General features: G+C 48.1%; 25 protein-coding genes and 1 riboswitch. Of the genes, 9 read left to right on the top strand and 16 right to left on the bottom strand.

Going from position 1 to position 26,651, the window contains the following annotated elements:
• Positions 1–49 precede the first annotated feature (49 nt).
• On the bottom strand, positions 50–1,972 hold the full coding sequence (locus QNO02_RS01290; RefSeq protein WP_289390874.1) for a beta-glucoside-specific PTS transporter subunit IIABC: 1,923 nt from the start codon (positions 1,970–1,972) through the stop codon (positions 50–52).
• Positions 1,973–2,110: 138 nt separating this feature from the next.
• Positions 2,111–2,956, bottom strand: a complete 846-nt coding sequence (locus tag QNO02_RS01285) for a PRD domain-containing protein (RefSeq protein WP_235200849.1) — start codon at positions 2,954–2,956, stop codon at positions 2,111–2,113.
• A 329-nt stretch (positions 2,957–3,285) separates the two neighbouring features.
• Here QNO02_RS01285 and QNO02_RS01280 point away from each other — a divergent pair, with 329 nt between their 5' ends.
• The 5 genes from QNO02_RS01280 (at position 3,286) to csaA (ending at position 6,820) form a co-directional block, all read left to right on the top strand.
• Positions 3,286–3,822, top strand: a complete 537-nt coding sequence (locus QNO02_RS01280) for a sigma-70 family RNA polymerase sigma factor (protein ID WP_124118256.1) — start codon at positions 3,286–3,288, stop codon at positions 3,820–3,822.
• Positions 3,806–4,930 (top strand): DUF4179 domain-containing protein, encoded by a 1,125-nt coding sequence (locus QNO02_RS01275; RefSeq protein WP_289390873.1) that lies wholly within the window; start codon positions 3,806–3,808, stop codon positions 4,928–4,930. The genes QNO02_RS01280 and QNO02_RS01275 overlap by 17 nt, the downstream gene beginning before the upstream one ends.
• A 33-nt stretch (positions 4,931–4,963) precedes the next feature.
• The gene (locus QNO02_RS01270; protein ID WP_289390872.1) at positions 4,964–5,545 is read left to right on the top strand and encodes a VanZ family protein; all 582 of its coding nucleotides are present in this window, start codon (positions 4,964–4,966) and stop codon (positions 5,543–5,545) included.
• A gap of 200 nt (positions 5,546–5,745) precedes the next feature.
• Positions 5,746–6,378 carry a uridine kinase gene (gene udk / locus QNO02_RS01265; RefSeq protein ID WP_036616377.1) on the top strand — a complete coding sequence of 211 codons (633 nt, stop codon included), beginning with the start codon at positions 5,746–5,748 and terminating at the stop codon, positions 6,376–6,378.
• A 112-nt stretch (positions 6,379–6,490) separates the two neighbouring features.
• A complete protein-coding gene (gene csaA, locus QNO02_RS01260; RefSeq protein ID WP_047841512.1) occupies positions 6,491–6,820 on the top strand; it encodes a chaperone CsaA in 330 nt (109 codons plus the stop codon).
• A gap of 384 nt (positions 6,821–7,204) precedes the next feature.
• Positions 7,205–7,397, bottom strand: a riboswitch (cobalamin riboswitch).
• A gap of 77 nt (positions 7,398–7,474) precedes the next feature.
• On the opposite strand, the gene QNO02_RS01255 is transcribed toward csaA, so the two are convergent.
• Positions 7,475–8,302 (bottom strand): AraC family transcriptional regulator, encoded by an 828-nt coding sequence (locus QNO02_RS01255; protein ID WP_133387237.1) that lies wholly within the window; start codon positions 8,300–8,302, stop codon positions 7,475–7,477.
• 203 nt (positions 8,303–8,505) lie between these two features.
• Between QNO02_RS01255 and QNO02_RS01250 the strand changes: the two genes are divergently transcribed.
• Complete coding sequence (locus tag QNO02_RS01250) at positions 8,506–9,807, top strand: alpha-glucosidase/alpha-galactosidase (RefSeq protein ID WP_289390871.1); 1,302 nt, start codon at positions 8,506–8,508, stop codon at positions 9,805–9,807.
• Between the two features lie 117 nt (positions 9,808–9,924).
• Here QNO02_RS01250 and QNO02_RS01245 read toward each other — a convergent pair whose 3' ends face one another.
• From QNO02_RS01245 to ytxJ, 8 genes are all read right to left on the bottom strand, one after another.
• Positions 9,925–10,626 carry a response regulator gene (locus QNO02_RS01245; RefSeq protein ID WP_133387238.1) on the bottom strand — a complete coding sequence of 234 codons (702 nt, stop codon included), beginning with the start codon at positions 10,624–10,626 and terminating at the stop codon, positions 9,925–9,927.
• Position 10,627: 1 nt separating this feature from the next.
• A complete protein-coding gene (locus QNO02_RS01240; protein WP_289390870.1) occupies positions 10,628–12,226 on the bottom strand; it encodes an ATP-binding protein in 1,599 nt (532 codons plus the stop codon).
• Positions 12,227–12,233: 7 nt separating this feature from the next.
• Positions 12,234–14,573, bottom strand: a complete 2,340-nt coding sequence (locus QNO02_RS01235) for a histidine kinase (protein ID WP_289390869.1) — start codon at positions 14,571–14,573, stop codon at positions 12,234–12,236.
• A gap of 92 nt (positions 14,574–14,665) precedes the next feature.
• Complete coding sequence (gene kdpC, locus QNO02_RS01230) at positions 14,666–15,226, bottom strand: potassium-transporting ATPase subunit KdpC (RefSeq protein ID WP_091038712.1); 561 nt, start codon at positions 15,224–15,226, stop codon at positions 14,666–14,668.
• A gap of 61 nt (positions 15,227–15,287) precedes the next feature.
• A complete protein-coding gene (gene kdpB, locus QNO02_RS01225) occupies positions 15,288–17,288 on the bottom strand; it encodes a potassium-transporting ATPase subunit KdpB (protein WP_289392650.1) in 2,001 nt (666 codons plus the stop codon).
• A 208-nt stretch (positions 17,289–17,496) separates the two neighbouring features.
• Positions 17,497–19,176, bottom strand: coding sequence for a potassium-transporting ATPase subunit KdpA (gene kdpA, locus QNO02_RS01220; protein ID WP_502921847.1), 1,680 nt, complete (start codon positions 19,174–19,176; stop codon positions 17,497–17,499).
• 58 nt (positions 19,177–19,234) lie between these two features.
• Positions 19,235–19,297, bottom strand: a complete 63-nt coding sequence (locus QNO02_RS30255) for a potassium-transporting ATPase subunit F (RefSeq protein ID WP_353884092.1) — start codon at positions 19,295–19,297, stop codon at positions 19,235–19,237.
• A gap of 295 nt (positions 19,298–19,592) precedes the next feature.
• Positions 19,593–20,132: a bacillithiol system redox-active protein YtxJ gene (ytxJ, locus tag QNO02_RS01215; protein WP_289390868.1), complete on the bottom strand. Its 540-nt coding sequence runs from the start codon at positions 20,130–20,132 to the stop codon at positions 19,593–19,595.
• 416 nt (positions 20,133–20,548) lie between these two features.
• On the opposite strand from ytxJ, the gene QNO02_RS01210 reads away from it, so the two are divergent.
• Entirely contained in the window at positions 20,549–21,403 is an 855-nt protein-coding gene (locus tag QNO02_RS01210; protein WP_091038758.1) for a hypothetical protein, read from the top strand.
• A gap of 116 nt (positions 21,404–21,519) precedes the next feature.
• Here QNO02_RS01210 and QNO02_RS01205 read toward each other — a convergent pair whose 3' ends face one another.
• From QNO02_RS01205 to QNO02_RS01195, 3 genes are all read right to left on the bottom strand, one after another.
• Positions 21,520–21,948, bottom strand: a complete 429-nt coding sequence (locus QNO02_RS01205) for a VOC family protein (protein WP_289390867.1) — start codon at positions 21,946–21,948, stop codon at positions 21,520–21,522.
• A gap of 166 nt (positions 21,949–22,114) precedes the next feature.
• The gene (locus QNO02_RS01200; protein WP_133387242.1) at positions 22,115–22,675 is read right to left on the bottom strand and encodes a hypothetical protein; all 561 of its coding nucleotides are present in this window, start codon (positions 22,673–22,675) and stop codon (positions 22,115–22,117) included.
• A 79-nt stretch (positions 22,676–22,754) separates the two neighbouring features.
• A complete protein-coding gene (locus QNO02_RS01195; protein WP_062837704.1) occupies positions 22,755–22,982 on the bottom strand; it encodes a hypothetical protein in 228 nt (75 codons plus the stop codon).
• 177 nt (positions 22,983–23,159) lie between these two features.
• Between QNO02_RS01195 and QNO02_RS01190 the strand changes: the two genes are divergently transcribed.
• A complete protein-coding gene (locus QNO02_RS01190) occupies positions 23,160–24,035 on the top strand; it encodes a CPBP family glutamic-type intramembrane protease (protein ID WP_289390866.1) in 876 nt (291 codons plus the stop codon).
• Positions 24,036–24,051: 16 nt separating this feature from the next.
• Positions 24,052–24,813, top strand: coding sequence for a MerR family transcriptional regulator (locus QNO02_RS01185; protein ID WP_289390865.1), 762 nt, complete (start codon positions 24,052–24,054; stop codon positions 24,811–24,813).
• A 68-nt stretch (positions 24,814–24,881) separates the two neighbouring features.
• On the opposite strand, the gene QNO02_RS01180 is transcribed toward QNO02_RS01185, so the two are convergent.
• Together QNO02_RS01180 and QNO02_RS01175 are read right to left on the bottom strand one after the other, a co-directional pair.
• Positions 24,882–25,754 (bottom strand): sugar phosphate isomerase/epimerase family protein, encoded by an 873-nt coding sequence (locus QNO02_RS01180; protein ID WP_289390864.1) that lies wholly within the window; start codon positions 25,752–25,754, stop codon positions 24,882–24,884.
• Between the two features lie 12 nt (positions 25,755–25,766).
• Positions 25,767–26,642, bottom strand: coding sequence for a sugar phosphate isomerase/epimerase family protein (locus QNO02_RS01175; protein WP_289390863.1), 876 nt, complete (start codon positions 26,640–26,642; stop codon positions 25,767–25,769).
• Between the last annotated feature and the right edge of the window lie 9 nt (positions 26,643–26,651).

Below are 26,651 nucleotides of genomic sequence, written 5' to 3'. Positions count from 1 at the left end.
AAGACCATCTAGCTTGTAACTTGTAGCTTAATGAAAAGATGAGCAGTTCTTACGGAATCAGCTTAATCAAAGGTTCACTCTCCCGGATCGGGCCGCTGGTCGCTGTAGTTAGCACATCTCCGTACTGTTGCATGTTGGTTACCACAATCGATGTAATCGTGTTATAGCCTGCTGACGTAATGCCTTCTGGATCAAACTCCACCAATAAATCGCCAGCTTGGATTGTCTGTCCCTGCTCGATATGGGCGTTAAAATATTTCCCTTTCAAACTGACGGTATCCACCCCGATATGAATCAGAATCTCGACACCATTCGCGGCTTTCAATCCGATAGCATGTTTGGTGCGATAGAGTGCCTCGACTACTCCGTCAAATGGAGCATATACCTTGCCATCTGTCGGAACGATTGCAATGCCTTTACCCATCAATTCTTGGGCAAACGCTTGATCCTCCACTTCAGAGATCGGTTTGATCTCCCCTGTCATTGGACTAACGATAAGCATGTCAGAAGATGTCTGTGATGATACGGACGCTGGAGTAGTGTCCGTTGCAACTGCCGCCTGATTGCTATTTACTTTATTCGTAGCTTGCTGCTTTGATTTATTTCCATCCGTATCTTCCTTGATGCCCGCCAACAGCGTGAACACAAACCCGAGTACAACTGCGGCAATACAACCAATAACGACATACATGTAACGATCTGATGTATACGTGCCAATTGCCAATACACCTGGCAGTGAAATTGCATTCGCTGTTGTATGCACCAAGCTGTAGAATCCACCGACTAATCCACCTGCCAGGCAACCTGCGAAAAAGGGACGTTTATATTTGAGCGTAACACCATAGATCGCTGGCTCAGTAATCCCGAACAAAGCGGTAAATCCACTCGAAGCAGCCGCTGATTTCATCGTTTTACTCTTCGTCAGTACAAACACACCGAAGGCTGCTCCAGCCTGAGCCAAATTCGCTGCCAGTGCTGTTGGTAACAGCACGGTTGCACCAAGTGTAGCCACTTGTTGAACCTGAATCGGCATGATCGCATAGTGCATACCGAACATGACCATAATTGGTTTGAAAAATCCAAGGATGGCACCAGCAAGAACACCTGCGGTTGAGAACAATGAGTTGATACCATTGGTCAACCAGTCACCGATATATGAACCTACTGGGCCAAGCACGATTAGTTCCACTGGAATCATAATAAACAAAACAATCATTGGGGTAAGCAGGACCTGCAGAAACTTGGGAATCACTCGATTGACGATCGGATACACATAACTCATAATCCATACCGCCAAAATGATTGGAATGACGGAAGAGGAATATTTCATCAACAGAATCGGCATGCCGAGAAAATCGATACTATTTACACCCGTCTCAGCAATCTGAGCCGCAGCGTTCAAAATGGTTGGATGCATTAATCCCGCAGCAAGAGCTACCGCCAAGTAGGGATTGGTTTTGAAACGATTTGCTGCACTAACAGCCAGGAAGAATGGCATAAAGTAGAAAATGCAGTCCCCAATCATGTTAATGATCGTCAGGAAACCGGAGCCTTCCAGGTAACCCATGGCAGTTATAACGGTAGCCAAACACTTGATCATCCCGCAACCAACAAGTGCTGGCAGAACAGGTGTGAATATACCTGCGATGGTTTCAAGCACTACATTGATGGGGTTACGTCTCTTTTTCGGTCCACTGTCTGTAGACTCCGTAAGCTCGCCAATCTTGTCAGAAGTTAGATTCTTCACTTCACTATATACCGCGTCTACTTTGGCACCGATAACAACCTGAACCTGTCCACCGGAATTTTGTGCCTTGAGCACGCCTTCGAGCTGATCCAACGCCTTGAGGTCTGCTTTGTTATCATCCTTTAATACGAATCTCAAACGGGTTGCACAGTGTGTCAGACCCGATATATTTTGCTCGCCGCCAACGAGATCAAGTACGTTTTTAGCCAAGTCTTTGTTGTTCATGACCCTTCTCCTCTACATGAATAAATTGGATATATAAAAAATGACCAAGCCGGGGAATCGTCATTCCCTACGCTTGGTCATGCCTGATCGAATCAGTAACAGTCCAATATGGATTATTCGGTTAGTTCCTTCACTAGTTCATTCCGTTGGTTCATTCGAAATCAATCGTTGGATATGCAGAATCAAGTATAATTTTTCATCATCGGAACAGGTCCAGCCATAATTATTTTTCAGGAAATCAGCAATCTTCTCCACACAAGCGAGTTCTTTCGGAAACTTCTCCTTCACCATCAGGAACAGAGATTCATTCTCGTCTTTGAGCGATTTACCGCTCATCTGCCTCAGAATGAAATATCGGATATGTGTGGCAAATCGCATAAAGTGAATGGAGTCTTCTTGAAAATCAATTTTGAGCGCATATTTGATCACAGACAGGATCTCGCCCGTAACTGTGGTTACCTTGGTGGTATCCGTCATCTCTCCAGAGCCCACCTGTGCATTAACAAAATGCAGAGCAATCAGTGTTGTTTCGGCTGTTGGCAGAGCGATATCCGTTTTTTCCTGAATCAGCTTCAGCGCAGCCTCCCCCACCCGGGTCTCGTCCGGATAGAGTGTCCGCACTTCCCATTCCAGCGGATTTTTGATACGGATGCCTTCTCTGGTTCGGGTTAATGCAAAACTGATATGGTCGGACAGGGTGAGAAGCAGATTCGGGTTAAATGTTTTATTCAGGATCTGACTGCCCAGCTTGATGACTTCCTCCGCGAGATAAATATCCTCAATTGGAATACTGTTCAGCAGATCATACATCCGGATGTTCTTTGGTGCTACGAATATTTTCTCCACCAAGTCCGTCTCCGTCAGCTCATAGGGCGTTTTCAGAAATCCTACACCCTTACCTACGACAAAAACCTCTTCGTTATGTTCATTAATAGCGATGGCCACGTTATTGTTTACTTTCTTGATAACCTTCAATGTTCTCACCCCCCAACAAAAATAAAAAAAGACCGAAAGCGATTACAGTAAAGCAATCGAATTCGGTCATGCCTGGTTTCCCCAGTAACAGTCCGTATTATGAATATAAGTTTATTATAGTGCTGTTTTTGAAAAAGTCAATCATCCAATCTTAGGGAAAAATCAGCCACTCTTATCATTGAAGGGAACGTAGAGACCCGATACGTCATATATAACAACGCCCTTTTTTAAAACTATAAAAAGAAAATGTGACCATATGCCCTACTCGCCAGTCTAATTCATATAAAAACCAGCCAAGTGCTGACTTCATCCCTCCAATACGAAAGGAGCTGTTATCCATGGGTTCAACCGATCTCGTTAACCAGGCCATCCAAGGAGATCGTGAAGCTTTTATCCGGCTTATTCGAGACATTGAAAACTCTTTGTACAATACGGCAAAATCCATGCTGCGAAAAGAGGAGGACGTGGCCGATGCCATTCAGGAGACAATCCTGAACGCATACAAATCGGTGCATACACTCCGGGAACCCCGGTATTTCAAAACCTGGCTGTTTCGCATCCTCATCAATGAATGCAACACGATGCTGTCCCGCCGCTCTCTCTCCACCGCTTATGCGGAAGTACCTTCAGAAAAGCGGGAGCATTCCAGTCCTTACGATGAGGTCGATATGCGTGAAGCGGTGGACCGTCTGGAGGAATCGAAACGAATTGTTGTCGTTTTGCATTATTTTGAAGACCTGTCTCTCCGTCAAGTCGCCGATGCCCTGAATATTTCCGAAAGTGCAGTGAAAATGAGACTTACTCGGGCAAGGCAGGAGTTATATCAGAAATTCAAAAATTTTCGGGAGGTAAACTTACATGTCAAACCCGTTTAATATCGATCAGGAATTAAAGAACCAAGCGAAGGAGCGTCCTCTGATGTCTGAACTCGTTCGTAACCGGATTGATGCCACGCTGGAATCTCTGCCGGCGTCGCCAGACACATTGAAAACCAAACAGACTTTGCGCTCCAGTCGCCAGAACAAGCGATGGCACAAGGCTGCAGCTGCGACGATTGCAGCCGGAGTATTGGGCGTGACCGTATTTGCATCCGGCTTTGTATCACCGGCCATGGCTGCCTCCTTGCGCAATATCCCACTCGTGGGTAGCCTCTTCAGCTCGATAGAAGCCGATATGGGTCTGCGAACGGCGGGCAACGAAGGCTTGACTACCCCTGTTAACAGCAAGGTCGCTTACCAGGATGTGAAGCTGGAAGTGCTTGAAGCGGTATATGATGGTACCCGTGCTGCGTTTCTGGTTCATTTCACTGCGCCTAATCTGAATCAAGGCGAATATGACAATGGCAAGGACATCGTGAAACTGAGTAGCGGAATTGAGAATGTCTTTTTCAAAGTCGACGGGTCTCTTCCGAATAGCGGACTGTTCTATAGTTCGGTAGGAGAAACGCAGCCAGATACACTGCTCTTTGAGCAGGTCATTTCCTCCGATCAGGGAACGGCACATTGGCCGGATCAGTTTGATGCTCAAGTTCAATTGACGTTGCAGGGCATTGATCATGAGTTCGAGCTTACGGTTCCTTTTGCCAAATCAACAGAAAACATTCATCAGGTTCTGCCTAACACAGCCATGACCAACGATCTGTATACTGCTGCTGTTACGGAAGCTTTGGTTACCCCTGTCACTACTCGTCTAACTACTGTTATCAGTTTGAACGATAAGAGTACTCTTACGGCAAAAGAGCAGGAAAAGCTGAGTCACATCGGATTTGCCGTCTATGATGATCAGGGGCGGCAACTGACCTCACTTAGCGGCGAGGGCACATACGAGGGTAACGAACTGAAATCGGAACGCATATATGCCACAACAGCCAAGGATGTGAAATACCTGATAGTGAAACCTTTCGAGATCAAGGATGACTTCGCTGAAGAGGTTAAAGACACACAATTCATCAAGGGAATGGAGATGAAGATTCAGCTTCAATAGCCTGATCTCATTTCCTTATGAAGGAGCCATTCCATGTTCATCCAATATTCAATCTCATCTCCCATCGTACTTGGCCCATTATTCGTTCTGGTCCTGCTCGCCCTGATGCTCCACGCCAGGGTGAGTAAAACCAGGTACACGATCAGACAGTATGTGTCGATGCTCGCATTTGCCATATATATGTTGGGCGTTATGCATTTTGTATTCTTCCCTATCGACGTGAACATCGGAATCTATGCCAATCAGACTCCATGGCATCAAAGCATTCAATGGATTCCGCTCCTGACCGCGGATGCACCTAGCTTTCTCCTAAACATCGTGCTGTTTATGCCACTGGGGTTCATGCTTCCTTTCATAAAGCCTTGGATTCATTCGAAGCGAACAGCAGCATTAGCGGGATTGGCTGTAAGTATCCTCATTGAAATAACACAGTTGCTGCTCCGAGTAACCTTGGGCAACGGTCGCAGTACTGATCTGAACGATATAATAGCCAATACAACGGGAAGTGTACTTGGTTTTGTCATCCTAAATCTGTTCACAAAAAGTTCCATCGGACAGCGCCTCATGACGCTGCGGGAGTCACCACGGGGAGTATCATCCAAAGATATACAGTAAAATGAATATTAGCATGCATAACCCCCTTGAAGGCAAAACATGGTCCATACACCAAGATGAAAAAAGTCGTGTGCTATGGTACAATGAAAGAATTGTGTATTCAGAGACAGACATGTGGATAAAGGCCATGAACGAAGGATTTCTGATGGGCTTTTATCCATTCATCATGCTGCCATTTTAGGGAGGCTTATGGAACAACCATGCTCATTATTGGTATCGCCGGAGGAACCGGCTCCGGTAAAACGACGGTAGCTCGCTCCGTCATAGACCGTCTGGGATCAGCTAAAGTTACTTTTATATCCCAAGACAATTATTACAAAGACCAGTCGCAGCTCACACCTGAGCAACGCCGACTCACCAATTACGATCACCCGTTTGCATTCGATAATGATCTGTTGATTGAGCATCTCACCCTGTTGAAAAAAGGCCAAGCGGCGTATGCTCCCGTATATGACTTCACCATAGATAACCGTGCTGCCAATGAGACGGTTGAACTGGCACCGAACCATATTGTCATTGTAGAAGGATTGCATGTGCTGATTGATGAACATCTTCGCAGTCTGATGGACATCAAAGTATTTGTTGATACTGATTCTGATGTTCGGATTCTAAGGAGAGTCCTGCGGGATATTGAAGAGCGCGGACGCACGATCCAATCCGTATACAAACAATATCTCGAAACGGTAAAACCAATGCACGATGCTTTTATCGAGCCATCCAAAAAGTATGCTGATATCATTATTCCAGAAGGCGGACATAATGAAGTAGGTATTCAGATGTTATCCATCCTCACCGAGAAATACCTCACCGGGGAAAATTGGAACGGCGCTTAGTTTGTTTCAAAGCAACACAACAGAAATCCAGGTTACGATACAGCGTAATCTGGATTTTTTGTTGATTTTTCATTTATAATAGTCCCCAATAGTTGAAAGGAGATCTACCCCTATGGCTACTTTTGAAGAGTTCATGCAGCATGACATCCGGGTTGGTACCGTGGTGGAAGCCGAACCCTTCCCCAAGGCTCGCATACCCGCTATTAAAATGACGATCGACTTCGGACCACTTGGTCTTAAGCGCTCTAGTGCTCAGATTACTCAGCGATACACGCCTGACATGATCATTGGCAAACAGGTCGTTGCTGTAGTTAATTTTCCACCCCGGCGGATTGCCGGTTTTGTCTCTGAAGTACTTGTGCTGGGCGGCGTGCCTGGTGAAGGCGATGTTGTCTTGCTCTCACCGGATAGCCCATTACCTAATGGAACACCGATAGCCTGACTTTATTTGGAGTAAGAAGAATATGTGCTTTTCAAATGTTTGGAAATCGAGTATTCTTGATTTATTGATTATTGATGGAACTACGTATGTTGGAGACCTTAAAGCATAAGGCTATGAATCTGCGGATTCGTGGCCTTTTTTGTTTTTTTTCGAGGGCCTGAAAAGTACATATCAAGGAGAGAAATTCACAATTGAGAGGAGTAAAATTCATGAGAAAAATGATGATATCCATGATGTTCTTCGTCCACAGCTCCGCTGAGCACTTATAAATTCTATCAAAAAAGGCGTCTCTCTCCGTGTTACTGGATGAAGACGCCTTAAATAAACAGATTTTCAGAAAAAATCATGCTCTCTAAACACCTTCCTATCTCCCGTAGGGTACTACTGTGTTTGTTAAACCTGGCAGGTCTCCTGGCTCCAGAATCATCGTCACTTGCAGCTCCTTCCCGGCTTAAAGCAGTGGATTATCGCTACTTGACTCCTCTGTTACAGTGGCGGGACCGCGCCGGTATCACACCGGACTTCCCTATTAAGCTTCCACCCTGACGGGCAAAGCACCAAGTTCCACATATTCAATTACACTTCTGTATCAGAATAGCGGGACGACGATAATGATCAAAACTTTTCTTTCAAATTTGAAACACTGAAATACGTCTAATCTCGATTTCTCGAACCCTTCGGAGACACACCCGTCACTCGCTTGAACATCTTGGAAAACAATAATGGGTCCGTATAGCCAACCGAATGTGCCACTTCACTGACCGACAGCCCTGGATTCTGAAGAAGTTCGGCAGCCCGATTCATACGGTACTCCAGGAAAAAGGACTGTAGCGACATGCCATATCGCTCTTTGAACAATCCCGATAGATACGTGCGATCCAGCCCCACAGCTTGGGCAATATCCAGAATGGAAGTTCGCTGGCTGTACCTGTTCTCCATAAACTGCACCGCCTGCCGGATGTACGTCTCTTTGTTCGAAAGGAGTTGCCCTATTTCTTCCTTCACAGGCGAAGAAGAGATTAATTCTGCCACCAAGCGATACAAGAGACTCTGATTCATCACATCGCCTCCTGGACGCGTAGAAGCCTGGACCAACTCCGTATACAACTGTTCCATCGTATTTGTATCCTGGGCATCATATATCGGACGCTCCGGGCTTAATTGGGCACGTTGCATGAATGCTTTGGCTTGTACGCCTTTAAAACCAAACCACGAATACGTCCAGGGCTCCTGCGGATCTGCCTCATAATGAATAAGTGTGTCCGGGAGAATGACAAAACCCTGTCCCTCGCTAAGTTTGTATTCCTGATCCCCCATGTACACGGTGCCCCGTCCTTCATGGATGTAGTGCACAATGTAAGAATCACGTACACCCGGTCCCCAATAATGCGCAGGGTCACATGCCTCCCACCCAAAAAACAACAACATCAGCTCCATCTGTGTCCAGCCTGCGGGAACCACATTCATCTCAATGCGACTCATTTTTCGCCCTCCATCCTGACTTCGTTCCGCTTACCTCTTCATTTAGTCCATTTATATTATAACAGCTAAAGTGCTTCCATATTAGTTGAAAGCGGGAACAAAAATGGGATTATGACATGTTTGAAAGGGGTTGAGCCATAGTTATATGTGCCGAATCGGCCTATAGTTGGGGTACAACATTTTTCAGGGAGGCTGAACTTAAGATGAACAAAATTACTTTTCTCGGTGCAGGCAGCACCGTCTTTGTTAAAAATGTATTGGGTGATGTCATGATGACCGAAGCACTGCAGGATTTTGAATTGGCATTGTTTGATATCGATGCTGAACGTTTGAGCGATTCAGAGCGTTTGCTGACCAGTCTGGCCCGTTCACTCGGAAGTCGTTGCGTCGTGAAAGTATATCATGACCGCAAAGAAGCGCTGCGCGGGGCCAAATATGTCATCAACGCCATCCAGGTCGGTGGATATGATCCATGTACCATTACGGACTTCGAAATTCCGAAGAAATACGGATTGCGTCAAACAATTGCAGATACACTCGGTATTGGCGGAATTTTCCGTAATCTGCGTACGATTCCGGTTATGCTGGATTTCGCCCGAGATATGCAGGAAGTATGTCCGGATGCGTGGTTCCTGAACTACACTAACCCGATGGCTGTGCTTACCAACGTCATGAACGTACATGGTGGGATCAAAACCGTAGGATTGTGTCATAGTGTACAGGTATGTGTACCGCATCTGTTTGATGCACTGGGGATCGATCAGACAGGTGTTGTGGCGAAGATTGCAGGGATCAACCACATGGCGTGGCTACTCGAAGTTACCAAAGACGGGCAGGATCTGTACCCCGAGATTAAACGTTTGGCGAAGGAAAAACAGAAAGAACAGCATGACGACATGGTTCGTTTTGAGTTGATGCAGCGTTTTGGCTATTATGTAACGGAATCCTCCGAACACAATGCCGAGTACCACCCTTACTTCATCAAGCGGAATTACCCGGAGCTGATTGAACGCTTCAACATTCCACTGGATGAGTATCCACGCCGCTGTGTGAACCAGATTGAGGGCTGGAAAGAAATGCGTACCAAGCTGTTTGCCAGCGAAAATATTGAACATACCCGCAGCCGTGAATACGCATCGCATATTATCGAAGCGATGGAGACGAATAACCCGTACAAGATTGGCGGCAACGTCATGAACAACGGACTGATTACGAACCTGCCGCGTGAAGCATGTGTCGAGGTACCTTGTATGGTGGATGGATCAGGAATAAGCCCTACGTACATTGGGGATCTGCCTCCACAACTCGCGGCATTGAACCGGACAAACATCAACACGCAACTGCTGACAATTGAAGCGGCAATCACTGGTAAAAAAGAACATATCTATCATGCTGCCATGCTTGACCCACACACGGCTGCCGAACTGTCTATCGATGACATCGTAGCGATGTGTGATGAGTTGATTGAAGCTCACGGCGACTGGTTGCCAAAATACACGTCATAATATAAAAGCACCGTTTCCTTTGCAGCTAAAGGGGACGGTGTTTTGTTCGTTCCATAGTGCTCACCCGCTGAAGCGTGCATCACATTATTGTTAAGAAATGTCCCTCTGCGTTGAACCTTACTCGGCAGGGAGCAAAAAGCGATAACCAATGCCAGGCTCCGTCTGAATATATCGCGGATTCGTTGGATCTTCATTTAATTTTTTACGCAGATGTCCCACATATACCCGAAGATAATGGCTGTCGGACTCATGATGATGCCCCCCCCATACTTGCTGCAAAAGCTGGCGCTGAGTGATGATTTTCCCTGCATTGGAGGCAAGCACCTTCAGCATCTCATATTCCGTTGGGGTTAATTTGACCAAAGCCCCCTCCAGTTCGACCTGCCTTTGGGCCAGATCAATCGTGAGTGATCCAAATCGCAGTATCGGCTCATCCGTCGTTTTGGCTACATGACGCAGCGCCACCCGAATACGGGCGACCAACTCACCCATTCCGAATGGTTTGGTCACATAATCATCTGCACCTCCATCCAACGCGGCAATTTTGTCTCCCTCCTGATCCTTCGCTGTCAGCACTATAATCGGCACTTGCGACCATTCGCGAATCCGGCGAAGGACCTCCATGCCAGACATGCCCGGCAAACCAAGATCGAGGATGATCAGATCCGGATGTACAATACTGGCCTGAATAACGCCCTCTTCGCCATCTCCACACTCGTGAAGTTCGAATTGGTGTGCCTGAAGGGTGACCTTGAGCAATTTGCGAATCTGCGGCTCATCATCGATCACCAGTATGCGAGCCCCTAGTGTTGCGTTCATGTTATTCTTCAACCTTTCCTTGTTCTGAATAGGAAAACGGCGATCCGTGAGCCTCCATGGGGATATCTATACGCATTCTCGTTCCCCCGCCCGGATTCGGCTCTGCCACAATGGTACCTCCGTGGACTTCCACAACGCCTTTGCAGATTGCCAGACCAAGTCCCGTTCCTGTGACATGCTGAGTCGACTCTGAGCGATAGAACTTATCAAATATACGCAATCTTTCCGCTTCCGGTATACCTATGCCTTGATCAGCTACCCAGATCGTCAATTGATCTGTACTCTTATCGCTTGCCACAGTGATGACAATCTGGCTCTCATCAGGCGAATATTTGATGGCGTTGCTGACGATATTGACCAGCACCTGCTCCAGCAATACTTCATCTCCGTAGATAAAGGCAGGGTCATCAGGCAGGTCAACTTGAATGTTGCGATGCGGACTGAATCCCCGAACTTGTGTCAGTACAACGCTAATGATGTCTCCCACGTCACACCATTTCCGGTTCAGTTGCAACATGCCGCTCTCCAGCCGAACCATACCCAACAGATTCGTGACGAGACGATTCATACGCATGGCCCCATCCCGAATGTTGCCTGTTAATTCTCTCCGATCCTCGGGTGTAAAAAGCGTATCATTCTCCAACAATCCCGTAGCCGAGCCGATAATGGCAGTTAGGGGAGTACGCAGTTCATGGGAGACGGAATCCAGCAGTGCTGTGCGTATGCGCTCCGATTCAGCAGTGATCTGCGCCAATCGGGCCTCTTCAGCCAGCTTCACTCGGGCAATGGCACCTGCGGCCAGCCCACCACATGCCTCCAACAGACGAAGCTGTTCTTGCTGCTCATGAATCTCACCAGCGTCCATGCTCACGGCGAGCACGCCATGAACCTGCTCCTCTGTGCGTAGCGGTACATATAGCCCGAGAGATTCCCGCAAAGTGGATGATCCTTTACCAGCGACCTGTCCGTGATGATATACCCATTTGGCAATGGCAATCTCCGACTCCCCATCTCCCCAGCCATCCTTTTCCCCTTCTGATGCGGGTGTGGATGCGGAAGAGCTTGTAACCAGCAAATCCCCCTGTCCATCCGGAAGATACACAGCCGCCGGCTTACCCAGGGTAAGCGATACTTGGGTTGCAATGTTAACCAGCAACGTATTCAGATCCGTAATGGCTGTCATCTGACGACTCAATGCGTACAGGGAGTTAGTCGTGGCCTCGCGTGCTTTTACCATCTCCAGTTGTTGTCGCAATCGACCTGCAAGACTCGCTGTCAGGATCGCCACCGCAAGATACACGACAAAGGAAATGAGATACCTCAAGTCTTCAACCGTAAAGCTCAAATACGGCGGTACAAAAAAGAAGTCAAACATAATGACGCTAAAACTGGCGGCATATACAGCTGGCCCCATTCCCCAATACACGGCACTCACCAGTACGGGAAACAGGTATACAAGCGCTACGTTAACCAGATCACCGCTCATGCCGATGGCATGAAGCAGCAAAGTTAGCAGCGTCACCCCAAGGGTCACCCATACATATGCCGGAATCCGTTTCCCATGGGATGGCAGTGTTTCTTTTTTTATTCGTTCAGACAATATCCATTCACATCCCGCTCAGTTCATAATCGTAATCTGCAACGATCAATACATCCAGATGCCGCGACAAGCGTACAAGTCGGTTGACCACCGATCCTGAGCCGCGGTAGCCATTCAGCCACCACACCCGTCTTGCCTGCCCGACTACCAACTGGGTTGCTCTCGCCTCCGATGCCTTTCTTGCCAAAATCTCAGGTACATCGCGCAGCCTTGGACTGTGATGAATATGAAATTGACCACCAAGCCGAATCGTCAGCTGCTCCAACGCTTCCAGATGGCACTTCACTTCGTCACTCATGGACTCACCGATGTGGATATGGTGTACATGCCAGATGGCTTTTAGACGATAAGCCATACGGAATCCACGCCGGATCAGCCGCTCGGCATGACGATCACTGCTTACACATACAAAGACCGCTTCCTGTCTGCGCCAAGGTCCTCGAAGTGCAATTTTGGCCTGCTGTGCTTCAAGCCGTTCATCGACATCGTCCGCCAGCTCGCGCAGAGCAAGTTCTCGCAAGGCAATCAGATTGCCAATTTTGAAGAAATTCGCAAGGGCTTGCTCGACCTTGGCAGTTGCATAGATTTTACCCTCCCTCATGCGCTGCCGCAAGGCTTGGGGTGCCACATCAATCAGCTGCACCTCATCCGCCATCTGAATGATCCGATCCGGTACGGTCTCGCGGACACGAACACCGGTAATATGTTCAACGGCATCATTCAGACTTTCGAGATGCTGTACGTTCATTGTGGTAATCACCGAGATGCCTGCATTCAGCAGGAGCAGGACATCTTCATAACGCTTTTGCCGGACACTCCCGGGTACATTCGTATGCGCCAGTTCATCCACAAGCACCACTTCTGGGCAAAGATGCAGAATGGCCTCCGTGTCCATCTCTTCCAGACGAGTTCCCTGATAATCGCGCTTCGCGCGAGGGATCACAGACAGGTGACCCATCTGCTCCACGGTTTCTGCCCTCCCATGTGTCTCCAGCAAGCCGATTTGCACATCGATGCCCTTACGGAGCAAATCATTGCCTTCTCGCAGCATCATGTAGGTTTTGCCTACACCTGGTGCGGCTCCGATATATATTTTGAATGTGCCCCGCTGAATCTGGCCAATCTGTTCCTTCATTTCCTGCTCGCTTAGTCTGCGGTATGTCAGTGACTCCACCTCGTTTACCTTGGCCGGAACTACACGTTCACCCTCCCTGGCCGCTCGATCAGCAACCAGAAAGAGATCCACACCACGTAATCTGCGTAGCAGCGAGTTAACAACGGACCCTTGCCACAATTCCTGCCAGCGCGTACGCCGGGAGTGCCCCATCACAATCCGGGTAATCTGGTGCTCCATGGCATAACGCGCCAGTGTAGACGGGATGTTGCGACGGTGTAATATAGACAGCTCCTCCATATGGCCACCAAACTTCTCCACCAGTTTGATCATATTCCGCCGAAATACGGTTGCCTCCTTGGTTAATGGCTGCTTCATATTCCGAAAAACCACAGCGCACAGATCACCATTCAACCGTTTGGCAATCTGTTGTCCACGCCGGATATAGATGGAGCCGTTCCAATGATATTGCGTGGACACCAGAATCCGTTCCATGATGCCTGTTGTGACGGTAATTCCCATCTCCTCCCGATGCTCGCGCAGGGATTCATTCACCCCTTCTGCCACCAATCTCAGTGCCAGTTCGCGCAGAATACCCAGATTACCTTGACGAAATACAGCTTCTCCCTCATGCCCCTTCAGATGACCTTCTGCCAGACGGCTCAGTATGGTTTCCGGCGTGACGTCAATCAGCTTGACTTCATCCGCAAGTTCCAGTGTATCCGCAGGTACCGTATGTTCTACTGTGATACCGGTGAGCTGCCGGGCCAGCTCGGTATACCCTTCAAGCTCATACACATTCACCGTTGTCATGACACTGATGTTGTTTCGGAGCAAAAACTGAATGTCCTCCAGCCGGGTAGCATACCGAGCATCTTCTCTGTTGCGATGTGCCAAACCATCCACCAGCACAACCTCCGGATTACGCGCCAACAGTGCATCCAGGTTCAGATCCTTCATCTCTACATCATCACTCTCGCGTAACCAGTGAATGCTTGGAATCCGTTCGAGTGCGCCAAGCTGCTCCACCGTTTCCGGTCTGCGCATTGTGGAGACGGCGCAGATGACCACATCAATGCCCTGCTCACGCAACGTATTCCCTTCTCGTAACATGTGATACGTTTTGCCCGATCCGCTGACTGGGCCGATGTAGATTTTGAGCGTACCCTGCTGCAGCTTCGTAATCATCTTCAACATCTCTTCCGGTGACTTGCGCTTGAAGCTTTCTTCCATCCGTCCCTCTCCCCCTTTCCTTTAAAAATAGGATGAAAAAAATGGAGAAAGCCCCTCCCGATATATCGCGAGCAGGCTAATATGTTCGTTCATTAGTTCATTTCTGCTATCAGCGCCAGATTCAGAGCCGTTACATTCACACGCGGTTCCCCGAATATACCCATCTGACGACCTTCCATATGCTCATCTACAAGTTGCACAAGCTGCTGTTCACTAAGCCCCGTAGCTTCGCTAATACGTGGGATCTGTGCCTCAGCGGCTTCGGGAGAGAGATCCGGATCAAGTCCAGAGCCTGAACCCGTCACGAGATCAGCGGGGATCTGCTTCAATCCCGGGTTTTCCTGCTGGAGCTGAGCCATCTTTTCCTTCATCTCGCCGATATATTCCTCCGAAGCTACAGCGCGATTTGAACCGGCTGAAGCCGTTGGGTCATAACCGGCATTTGATGCCCGGGGCTGGAACAGCCCTGGCGATTGGATTTCCTGCGCCAGCAGTGACGAGCCGATGATTTTCTCATCTTGCGTAATCAGACTGCCATTCGCCTGCGCAGGAAAGAGAAGTTGGGCTACACCAGTTGTTACAAGCGGGTAGATTAAGCCGCATATCAGCATAAGCACAACAGATAGCCTTATGGCGGGTAAGAACATGTTCATACAGATCACTTCCTGAATTCATTAGGATAAAAGAACAATTTTGATAAGCGTTGTTATCTCGTTAAAGAATTCCCGACAGAACCATGTCAATCAGCTTAATTCCGATAAAAGGTACAATCACACCACCTACGCCATAGATGAACACATTGCGGCCAAGCAGCCTCTCGGCTGACATCGCCCGGTACTTAACCCCTTTCATCGCAATGGGAATAAGCAGCGGAATAATAATGGCGTTGAAGATCAGCGCCGACAGGATTGCAGACTGCGGTGAAGCCAGATTCATAATATTCAGCGCCTGAAGCTGCGGCATGGCGAGAATGAACATGGCTGGAATGATGGCAAAATATTTCGCGATATCATTGGATATCGAAAAGGTGGTAAGTGCGCCGCGTGTAATCAGCAGCTGCTTGCCAATGGAGACCACCGACAATAACTTGGTCGGGTCCGAATCCAAGTCAATCATGTTGGCCGCTTCTTTGGCCGCCATGGTGCCCGAATTCATCGCCAGGCCAACATCAGCCTGCGCCAGAGCAGGAGCATCGTTGGTACCGTCGCCTGTCATGGCGACGAGTTTACCCTCCTGCTGCTCTTTTTTGATTGCAGCAATCTTGTCCTCGGGCTTCGCTTCAGCAATAAAATCATCCACGCCCGCTTCCAGCGCTATGGTCGCTGCGGTTAACGGATTGTCACCTGTACACATAATGGTCTTGATACCCATGGCGCGCATCTCGGCGAACTTCTCTTTTAGCCCTGGCTTCACAGTGTCTTTCAGATAGATCACACCGTAGATTCGTTCATCGATGGCCACAGCAAGCGGCGTGCCTCCAGCCTTCGCAATTCGATTTGCAATCTCATCCAGATCACCCGGTATACGGCCTCCTTCGGAAGCAATATATCTTTTGATCGCATCCACCGCACCTTTGCGGATTTTCATTCCGCTGCTCAGATTCAGACCGGACATCCGTGTCTCTGCCGTGAATTCCACATTTTCCGCATTAGCATACTCTGTCTCAGCCCAGCTCTGACCTTGTTTGCCTGCCAGTTCCACCACAGAACGTCCTTCCGGGGTCTCATCTCGCACAGAAGCTTGTAAAGCAGCTTGCGTCATCTCTGACGAAGTAATGCCCAGAACGGGAATAAACTCAGATGCCATGCGATTTCCGTATGTGATCGTTCCTGTTTTGTCCAGAATCAATGTATCAATATCCCCGGCCGCTTCCACCGCTTTACCTGACATGGCGAGCACATTGAACTGCGTAACCCGGTCCATCCCGGCAATACCAATAGCGGACAGCAATCCACCAATTGTGGTGGGGATCAAGCAGACGAGAAGTGCGATCAATGTCGCCAGATCTAGTCGAATACCCAGGTAATTTGCCATTGGAACCATCGTGAGTATGACAATCAGAAAGATCAGAGTTAATACGGCGAGCAGGGTTGTCAGCGCGATTTCATTAGGTGTTTTCTGGCGCTGAGCACCCTCAACCAGAGAGATCATCCGGTCAAGGAATGACTCACCCGGATCCGTCTGAACACGCATGACGATGTAATCGGACACGACACGTGTCCCCCCGGTAACGGAAGAGAAATCGCCTCCTGCCTCCTTGATAACCGGGGCGGATTCTCCCGTAATGGCCGATTCATCAATGGAGGCCAAGCCTTCCACAATCTCACCGTCCGTCGGGATCAGTTCACCGACTTCCACACGGACCATATCGCCTTTTTTCAACTGGGTCGAAGACACTTGCCGGATTGTTCCATCCTTCTGCACCAGATTGGCCATGGTGTCCGACTTCGTCTTGCGTAACGTATCCGCCTGGGCCTTGCCTCTCCCTTCTGCAAGTGCCTCCGCGAAGTTAGCGAACAGCAGCGTGAACAGCAAAATGAAAAATACGGCAATGTTGTACCCGCGTCCAGCCTCGGATGCGGTGAAGAGATCGGGATTAATGCATAATAAGAGCGTAATGAATGTGCCAATCTCAACAATAAACATAACCGGATTTTTGATCATGACCACCGGATTTAGCTTCTTGAACGCATCCAGCGAAGCCTGAAGTATCATCTCCTTGCTTAAAGACCGTTTTGATCCGGGATCACGTTGAATATTACCTCGGTTGTTATCCGGCTCATTGCCCTTCGTACTAAACATTTCTGTATCCATATGTTGCATCGTCTGCTCCTTCTTTCGTTCGACTGCATTCATCATGCACCGCCACCTCCGTACGTTACGTCCTTATACCAATTCCTCTGTTGCTCCCCTGTCATTTCCCTCATTGAATCATTGCCAAGTGTTCTGCGATCGGTCCAAGGGCAAGCGATGGGAAGAATGTGAGTGCGCCGACAACAACGATCATCATGACCAGAATCCCAGCAAAGAGAGGTGTGTGTGTCCGCAAGGTGCCCGTGGTTACCGGTACAACCCGTTTCGTAGCGAGTGAACCCGCAATAGCCAGCATGGCGATCATCGAAACGTACCTTCCCAGCAGCATAACGATACCAATCGCGATGTTGTAAAAGTCTGTATTGGCATTCAGTCCGGCAAAGGCCGATCCATTATTGGCTGCACCCGAGGCAAAAGCATAGAGAACTTCGGTCAGGCCATGCATGCCCCCGTTCGAGATGGACGCAATAGCTTCGGGCCGCATAAGCGCGATTGCCGTTGGCGCCAGAATAATCAAAGGATGAATGAGCAAGGCGATGGATGCGAGCTTCACTTCTTTGCCCTCAATTTTTTTGCCCAGGAACTCAGGTGTTCGTCCCACCATCAATCCACAGATAAACACAGCCAGAATCACATACAACAGTCCGTTGATCAGTCCTACCCCTTTGCCACCAAACACGTTATTAAGCATCATCTGAGCCAGTGATACCATGCCTCCAAGTGGAGTAAGCGACTCATGCATATTGTTGACAGAACCTGTAGTGGCCGCTGTCGTGACTGCCGTGAATAAAGCCGATTCGGGTATGCCAAACCTGACCTCTTTCCCCTCCATATTGCCCTGCAGACCTGCTGCATCCAACGCGGGTACACCGCGATATTCGGAGACAAATACGGTGGTCAACATCACAAGGAAAAGAAAACTCATCGCTGCGAACAATGCCCAACCCTGCTTCCGGTTATTGACCATCAAGCCGAAGGCGTATACCAGTGCAGTCGGTAACAGCATCATACAGACGATATGCACCAGATTGCTCAGGGCCGTCGGATTCTCAAATGGATGTGCAGCATTGGTTCCAAACCAGCCACCACCGTTGGTGCCAATGTGTTTGATCGATTCCAGTGAGGCGACCAGTCCACGTGAGATGGTCTGCTGCGCACCTTCCAGCGTGGTTGCGTTCACCGCTCCCGCGAGCGTCTGGGGCACACCCTGGAACACGAGGAACAGGGCCACGATGAAACTCAGCGGTAAAAAAATACGTGTAATCGACCGTACAAGGTCAACGTAAAAGTTCCCCAGTTCATCCCGGCGGCCTACCAGCCCACGAATAAACGCAATAGCCACTGCAAATCCCGTCGCTGCCGACGTAAACATCGGGAACGTCACTGCCAGCATCTGTGACAGGTACGACAGGGCGTTCTCGCCCGTATACGACTGCCAGTTCGTGTTGGTCATGAACGAAACGGCCGTATTAAATGCCTGCGCCACTGGCATATTGCCGATGCCATCCGGATTGAGCGGTAAACATTTTTGCAGTCGCAGCACCAGAAACATCAATACCAACATTACAAAGTTGGAGAGGAGAACGGCCGTGAGGTACTTTTTCCACCCCATGGATTCGTTCTCGCGTACTCCCATCAATCGAAAGAGCAGTCGCTCCGGTCCACCAAAAACCCGATCCAGCCCCGTTCGCTGTCCATCGAACACGTTCACTATATATTTTCCCACCGGTTTCACCAGCAATAGGATGATCAGTAGCGTCACCGCTACTTGCACTACACCGATACCCATATCCGCATTTCCTCCCTATTCGACGTTCCCTTGTTCCGCATTACGTACATCGTCAGCATCAGAATTTTTCTGGCTTCACCAGCACATAACCGAGATAAATCACCAGTGCGAGTACAATCATGCCGATGACAATCATTCCGCTCCCCCTCTCTACCCTCAAGCCTTTTCGCAGAATTTCACAAATCCCCAAAACACCGCAAACAGCAGCATAACCAATCCAATCATCGTGGCATCATTCACCATGCGCCCTTCCTCCCTCTCTCTACCGTTCTCTGCACCTGCTACATGTAAAATCGTAATACGAAACGCTGTAAAAAAGGGGTAAAGAAATACCTCCACAGGTGTAAAAAAAGCGTAAAAAAGACCCGTTCTCCTCAGCTCTGGGCTGAGAAGAATGGGTCTATAAGGTGTACTATTTATCCAAATGGATTCTGTGCCCACTGCAATAATCTCTTTTTCGTGATTTTGCCATGGGAGGTATGTTTGACAACTTGCCCCTGATCGAGCAGAAGCACCTGTGGTGACTCATGATGAACCTCTGTCTCTTCCGCAATGTAGCGGGACAACGAGCGATTTTCAATCACTTTGACGATGCGGTAGTCCATAGGTTGTTTGGGATCCGATGCATTGGTGCCTACAAACGCCATAAACTCTCTGTACGCTCTCGCACTGGTCGGACAAGTTGTGCTGTGTTTCAGGATAAGCACCGGAAGATCCTGCGAGCGATGAAGCGCTTCTTCCCAGTCATCTGGTTTATGCAATTCACGGACATGTTCGCTGAGCATATGTTCCGAGTCTGACCCTGCACGTTTGCTAACCACCGAACCAATCACAATGCCAAGCGCCAAACCAAAAGCAATGCCGAGTCCAAGTTGTTGTGTAGCCGTACCAATGCTGACTCCCATGGCAACACCTATAGCAAGCCATACGGCTTGATGATTTACTTTTTTATCCATACGAATCTTCCCTTCCTGATATATGTATATCAAGGCTATATAAATTGAACTAACCATTTAAACGATAACGGAGAGGACAGAAAAAACCTGAGAAAGCGAAGCGTTCGCGTTTATCACCGGATTTTTCTTTAGAAAAAGGGAATCGAAAAAATCTTGGGATAACAGCGGTTGGAAGGTTGTTCTGTCATCGTAGTGTCTGTGTAAATAATCTTTAGTTCAACATATATAGTAGCAACTTCTCACCTTACATTCTGATCAAATTATAGCATAGGCCTCTGTGAGCAGGCGTTGAGAATCTTCATCTCCGAATACAGATTTTAGCGTTTGGATTTATGCAAAATGCTCATTTGTGATACACTGGTTGTAATTTGGAAACGATGAACATGAAGAATGGATTGGAAGGGCGGAAATTCCATATGACATACGCGTTTATGATTGAACCGCAGGATTTTATTGCGCTGGATAACGAAGATGAACTGATTGAGAAATGTCAGGAGTGGGGCTTGCTTTCGGGTAAAGCAACCAAACTCAAAACGTTCTATTATAAAGGAAACGGATTAAACATGCCGTGCACCATCATTGGATATGTGGATCACATGGCAGCCGTTATTCAACTGGATAATGGACAAAAGCATTGTATTCACCCGTCGTATCTGAAAGAAATGCAAGCGTCCAGCTACAATGCCAGAAGTATAAGCACAGCCGGATCAGATCAAAGCACAGAATCGACAACTTCGGATACAGTCGCACCAGTCGCTGCTGATGTTACGCCAACTCCCGGTGCCCTGGTTAACCCGGATGAAATTCCGGCGGATCAGGATGATTCGTACGACACGGACACAGATGAATTCTCCTCTGGGTTGAAGGGTGATCCGGATGGGCTGGTAGAAGAGTATGTTGGACCTCAAACCGGGGCAGCCAGTGAAGCCAAACCTAAAGCCAAAACAGCAAGCAAAGCCAAGACCGTTAAGATTGATCTGCCCGAAGGTAAAGTGAAGATGAGTGCCGTTGTCAAAGAGTTCACCACTGTACCAAATCACTTCTCGGACAATGACGATGAGGTCATTATCTATGAAGCAGTTACCATTACAGAGCCAGACGTCATCGATGTTGGGGAAGCCTGGTCGAGCCACAGTGCCACCGTTAAGAAACAAGAACTGGAAGTGGGAGATGTCATTACGTTTGAAGCAAAAATTATCAAGAAGAAGCTGACACGTAACCCGGTTCCTTATAAAATCAACAACCCTTCCAAGATTCAAAAGGAAGGATAATCAAGGAAAATTAATCACGAGTCATTACAAAAAAAGCAAAAAAACCTCCACAACTGCTCAAAGCAGACCGCGGAGGTTTTTTCCATTTGAAGGTTATATTAACGCACAGTACGCTCTTAAGATTGTCCTGGCGTAGCGCTAATTTGAAACTGTACACCAAATTTGTCGACAACCGAGCCGTAGGCTGGACTCCAGAACGTCTCTTGTATCGGCATTTTCACTTCGCCGCCATCTTGCAGTTGGTTGAAAATTGCTTTGGCTTCATCCGCCGTATCCGTGTTCACCGTAACCGTAACATGATTACCTACAGTGTACGGCATGCCTGGAAATGTATCGGACAACATTAACACCGAGCTGCCAATCTGCAAAGAAGCATGCATAATACGGTCTTTCGCTTCGGGCGGGATGGGGTGATTCGGGTCAGATGGACCGTCGCCAAATGTTTGAAGCGCGAGCACTTCGGCTCCAAATGCCTTTTGATAAAATTCTACCGCTTCACGTCCATTACCGTCTGTTACCAGATACACATTCAAGCTGATCGACATGCGTTCTTCATCTCCTTGGGCTCTTGTAATTATACGATTCACGCCACTTGCGACATGAGTATATATGAACAGGTTGTCCTTTGACAAGCGTATATTTCTACACTCATCTCTGCGGACCTTTACACGATTAGGGTTACCAACATATTCTTAATCCATCCCTCTCCCACTACTTCTTGCGCCTGCGTATATAGTAGAGAACCGTGATCAGAACACCCAGAACCAGTGCTGCAAAACTGGCATAGATCAGACACCATTTCAACAGGGTAAATATCGGAGTGAGCTCAGCAAGCACAGGCGTACGTTCAGGATAACGAGACATGATCAGGGACGCACCTATATTTTCAAGCATGTCCATAACCCAACCTAAGACCGGAATCAGATTCACCCAACGCCAGCGACTCTTTACCGGAAGCGAGCGATAGAGTACGGATAACAGAACAACCAATAGCAACAGATAGGCCAAGGGCCATATGAGGTCAAATGTGAATCGTGCCTGAATATAGGCGCTCCGCCCTGCTTCACCATACTGCTCAGCCATCTGATAAAGATCATTTGCAGTGTACAGAAAAGAGGAATCCGGGGACTGCCCACCACCTGTGGCCTCCTCCGACTTTGCCGCCTGCCAGGGCAGAATGAATGCAATAAAACAAGCAAATACAACAACCGCAGCTGCAACCCATTTCCAATTCACCCGCTGATAGAACCAATTTGACACTTTTTTCAGCACGTTCTGTCCCCTTTCCGATAAAAAAAAGACCACTCTCCCGAATCCTGTCGGTAAAATGGTTGTGTTCAATCCTATGAAGTTATCGAGCTTGAACGATGTTATCTATTTCACTTTTCAATAAGAGGTATCGGTGAACACTTCTCATGATCGGGACCTTCGTTAGTTTGTTCTTGTCCACGTACAGTTTCATCTGGTCTTTGGTCAAACCAAGCAAACTTCCAGCTTCCGATACCGTCAACACTACCTCTGGGTTCGTAGCATTAAACGTCTTCTTTACTTTCTGATTCCAGTCCTCGAATACCTGCATAGATCAGTGACATCTCCTATCCATAGCCAGTTATTATCAGGCTGAATATATCCAGTATACCACACTTGTGCTACTCGTAACTTAATCCTTGCGCAGAACCATATTCTGATAGGCATATTTCCTGCTTGACCCTGACGTTAACTCGAGGGTTTATACTGGCTTCAGGAGGGGATTAGCATGAGTATGTCACCTGAACATGTAACCAAGAAACGACGTAGCAGTGGAATAGCTATTATTGGAATGAGTTGGTTAACGATGACATTGGGTCTGTTTTTTGCTACACTCGCAGGGAAGTTTGTCAGCACTATTGGTGCTGCTGATTGGATGGTTCATCTCACCCAAGCTGTTGTCATTATTAGTATCGTCTTGCCCGTACTATTCGTCATTCGAAGACACTTCCATATGAAGTCCGTTCTTCTTCCTCTGACAGGAAAAAGCATAATTCACTTGCTCTCTGGCGCATTATTTGCCACTTCTCTGGCCTTCATCGGGTTAGCGATAGCCAGTATGAACAACTGGATTACGATTACGGAGTGGCACTTCTCAGCCGAGTTTTTCCTTGCTGTCGTACTTAATAGTTGTATTGCTTTCTTGTATGAAGCTTTGCCAGAGGAACTATCCATGCGAGGCATGGTCTATGATGGATTACGCTTCAAACTGCGACTTCCTGTGTTTTTCGCTTATTTAACTCAAATCATACTCTTTCTGCTGGTTCCGATGAGTGTCAGCCTATTACAAGAACTCGTCGGTATGGATGCCGGAAACCGGATAACCTTGGATTATATGATCCTGCTCTTGACCTATGGTATTACGTTACAGCTTCTGCGCAGTTTGACCGGATCTTTATGGGCCTCCATCGGATTTCATATCGCTTACCTGGAAGTAGCCAGATTCGTTGTTATGCCAGGTGATAGACCGGCATTGTTAAACTATACCGCGCAAGATAACGGGTTAGCCGAAATATTTATTTTGTATATGATGATAATCTTTGTCGGTGCGATCATTCTGGCGGTGCTCAATGCATGGCGCTGGTGGAGAATACATAAATCATGAGGGAGGGATCTGCCTGTTGTATACCGTTGGACAACTATCCAAACATACCGGAGTATCCATCCGAACACTGCATTATTATGAGAAGCTGGGTTTACTGCGACCGGCCCGTAATGAGAACAATCAGTATCGCTTATATGGTGAAAAGGGTATTTTACGGCTTCAGCAGATTACCATTCTGAAGAAAATGCATTTTAAATTGAATGAGATTGGAGAATTCCTCGATCAGGATGCTGCTCGCTCCGAACCAGAGAGCACCCTCACTTTATGGAATAATACGTTGGAACAGCAACTGGCCGTTGTCAAGGAACAGCAGGAGAGATTAAGCAAGGTCGAGCATCTTCTTTTTTCAACCCTATATGCCATCAGAGCCTCCGGTACAATCAGTCTGGATGAGATGTTGGGTTTCATCCGTGAACTGGATCAACCTCCGGGCAGGTTCCGTCAAGATGTTTTTACACCTGAAGAAATGGAATCGTTACCTCTGAATAATCAGAACAATTCATTATCGATGGAATGGGCTGATATTCTTAAAGATATTCATACATGCAAGATGGAACCTCCGGATTCCGAAGCCTCACGGTTACTGGCCATCCGAATCTCTGATTATGCTGAAAGGACTTTTCACGGGAATGCAGAATTGGCAGAAAAATATTGGGATTATATCACCCCAGAGGATGATCAGTCAGCTCGTGTATATGGTATGACAACGGATACCATGCGTTACATCGAAATGATCCTGGATCGATGGGCAGTCCAGAATCCTGATGATCAACAATAAGAGCCACTTCGAAAAGTGGCCCTTGATCCATTCCCTCTTTATGCTTCGTTATGCTTCGTTATGCTTCGTTACGCCTCTTCCCAGAAGCGGCGCAGGTTGTCCATGGCGATCTTGGATGCGGATTTGCATTCCTCCATGCCTTCGAACTCCACCGTAATGTTGCCATCATAGCCGGAGTCTTTGATCAACTTTACAATTTTACGAATTGGAATGTCACCTTGTCCAACGATGGCCCCACGCAGGAAGTTGCCGTTGGCCGTCGTAAACCATTCACCCTCACCCGGATGCTCATCATAAGGACGGAAGTAGAAGTCTTTGAAGTGGACCAGAGAAGCGTAAGGCAGGTTTTTCATGACGCCGATAATCGGGTTCTCATCCACGCACATGAAGTTGCCAATATCGAGTGTTGTTCTGAAGTTCGGACGATCCACAGCATGCAGTACACGCTGCACCCGGTCACTCGCCTGCACACTGAAGCCGTGATTCTCAATCGTTGTGGTGATACCAAACTGCGCAGCATAGTCCGCAATGATCTGGCTTCCCCTCACCATCAGAGGCAGATGTTCCTCGAACCAGGCAATGGTCATCTTCTCCTTTGGCAGGGTAAACGCCGTGACGTCATGACGCAGATGTTTTACACCCATCCGGTGTACGACATCCACATGTCTTTTGACCCGAGCCATCTCTTCTTCAAACGCCTCTTCCGTCTCCTGCACGAAATTGGCTGGCATCGAGTAGTTGGACAGTTCAATGCCCGCAGACGCTGCCCGTTCCCGAATCGCATCCGCCAGATCATGATTATCCTCCACGGTATAACCGTAAGGTACCATCTCCATATGCTCGCCGCCGTTCGCCGCAATCCAGTCGATCACATCCAGCACCGTCATCTCACCGGAATTCAAATCGTTCAACAAACTATACGTGCTCAGGCCCACTTTCATCTGCTCAGCTCCCTATCGATATTGTTGGATAAATCGAACCGCCTTGCGAATATCCTCCTCCGGCTGATGACCAACCTCGCGTTCAATCGTCAGATAACCGGTGTAACCAATTTCCTGAAGCGCTGCAAAGTATCCGTCAAAATCAACGCCACCCTCGCCCAGAGGAACCTCACGGAAGAATGTTCCGGAAGAGACCATCTCGGCAATCTTTTCGTGATCCATAGGGGCATAACCGACCGCTCCATATACGTCTCGTGGGTCGACTTCCTTCAACCGCACACCATCCTTCACATGGGTATGTACGATGTAATCCTTAAGCAGACGAACGCCCTGCGCCGGATCATCTCCGGTCACCATCACCATATTCGCCGGGTCAAAATTCACCGATACTCCGTTGGTCGACAACGTATCCAGGAATCCTTTCAAGTCAGCAGCCGTTTCCGGTCCTGTCTCAATGGCAAAGTATGCGCCAACGCTTTTGGCGTATTGGCCCAGTTCCTCACAAGCAGCATGCAGCGTAGCATAAACTTCCGATGCAGGATCATGTGGAACAATACCGATATGTGTTGTGACAATGTTGGTGCCCAGATCGAGGGCCAGATCCACGATCCGCTTCGACTTCTCCACTTTCCACGGATTATCTTCCTTGACCTGAAACCCATGTCCACCCAGATCGCCAACCAGTGCTGAAATGTCGAGACCCAGCGAATCAATGTAACTCTTTAACTCCTTGCGCGCCGCAGGCGACAAATTTTCGGGGTCCATCTCTCCCTTGACGGCATAGATCTGCACACCTTCTGCACCTACGTCTTTGGCCTTGTTCAACCCTTCCCGTACACCTACGCCAAAACTATCCACGATGACACCGATCTTATTCGTTAATTTCATGTCATACCT

Origin of the sequence: Paenibacillus sp. PK1-4R (genome assembly GCF_030369595.1) — a bacterium.
Taxonomy (GTDB): Bacteria; Bacillota; Bacilli; order Paenibacillales; family Paenibacillaceae; genus Paenibacillus.
Note: the sequence above shows the minus strand (reverse complement) of the source record. Positions and strands in the feature narration are given on the sequence as shown.

Excerpts from the sequence above, each read along its gene's own strand:
- QNO02_RS01290 (WP_289390874.1), bottom strand. The coding sequence starts at position 1,972 with ATGAACAACAAAGACTTGGCTAAAAACGTACTTGATCTCGTTGGCGGC.
- QNO02_RS01280 (WP_124118256.1), top strand. The coding sequence starts at position 3,286 with ATGGGTTCAACCGATCTCGTTAACCAGGCCATCCAAGGAGATCGTGAA.
- QNO02_RS01275 (WP_289390873.1), top strand. The coding sequence starts at position 3,806 with ATGTCAAACCCGTTTAATATCGATCAGGAATTAAAGAACCAAGCGAAG.
- QNO02_RS01270 (WP_289390872.1), top strand. The coding sequence starts at position 4,964 with ATGTTCATCCAATATTCAATCTCATCTCCCATCGTACTTGGCCCATTA.
- udk (WP_036616377.1), top strand. The coding sequence starts at position 5,746 with ATGCTCATTATTGGTATCGCCGGAGGAACCGGCTCCGGTAAAACGACG.
- csaA (WP_047841512.1), top strand. The coding sequence starts at position 6,491 with ATGGCTACTTTTGAAGAGTTCATGCAGCATGACATCCGGGTTGGTACC.
- QNO02_RS01255 (WP_133387237.1), bottom strand. The coding sequence starts at position 8,302 with ATGAGTCGCATTGAGATGAATGTGGTTCCCGCAGGCTGGACACAGATG.
- QNO02_RS01250 (WP_289390871.1), top strand. The coding sequence starts at position 8,506 with ATGAACAAAATTACTTTTCTCGGTGCAGGCAGCACCGTCTTTGTTAAA.
- QNO02_RS01245 (WP_133387238.1), bottom strand. The coding sequence starts at position 10,626 with ATGAACGCAACACTAGGGGCTCGCATACTGGTGATCGATGATGAGCCG.
- QNO02_RS01235 (WP_289390869.1), bottom strand. The coding sequence starts at position 14,573 with ATGGAAGAAAGCTTCAAGCGCAAGTCACCGGAAGAGATGTTGAAGATG.
- kdpC (WP_091038712.1), bottom strand. The coding sequence starts at position 15,226 with ATGAACATGTTCTTACCCGCCATAAGGCTATCTGTTGTGCTTATGCTG.
- kdpB (WP_289392650.1), bottom strand. The coding sequence starts at position 17,288 with ATGATACTTCAGGCTTCGCTGGATGCGTTCAAGAAGCTAAATCCGGTG.
- kdpA (WP_502921847.1), bottom strand. The coding sequence starts at position 19,176 with ATGGGTATCGGTGTAGTGCAAGTAGCGGTGACGCTACTGATCATCCTA.
- ytxJ (WP_289390868.1), bottom strand. The coding sequence starts at position 20,132 with ATGGATAAAAAAGTAAATCATCAAGCCGTATGGCTTGCTATAGGTGTT.
- QNO02_RS01210 (WP_091038758.1), top strand. The coding sequence starts at position 20,549 with ATGACATACGCGTTTATGATTGAACCGCAGGATTTTATTGCGCTGGAT.
- QNO02_RS01205 (WP_289390867.1), bottom strand. The coding sequence starts at position 21,948 with ATGTCGATCAGCTTGAATGTGTATCTGGTAACAGACGGTAATGGACGT.
- QNO02_RS01195 (WP_062837704.1), bottom strand. The coding sequence starts at position 22,982 with ATGCAGGTATTCGAGGACTGGAATCAGAAAGTAAAGAAGACGTTTAAT.
- QNO02_RS01190 (WP_289390866.1), top strand. The coding sequence starts at position 23,160 with ATGAGTATGTCACCTGAACATGTAACCAAGAAACGACGTAGCAGTGGA.
- QNO02_RS01180 (WP_289390864.1), bottom strand. The coding sequence starts at position 25,754 with ATGAAAGTGGGCCTGAGCACGTATAGTTTGTTGAACGATTTGAATTCC.
- QNO02_RS01175 (WP_289390863.1), bottom strand. The coding sequence starts at position 26,642 with ATGAAATTAACGAATAAGATCGGTGTCATCGTGGATAGTTTTGGCGTA.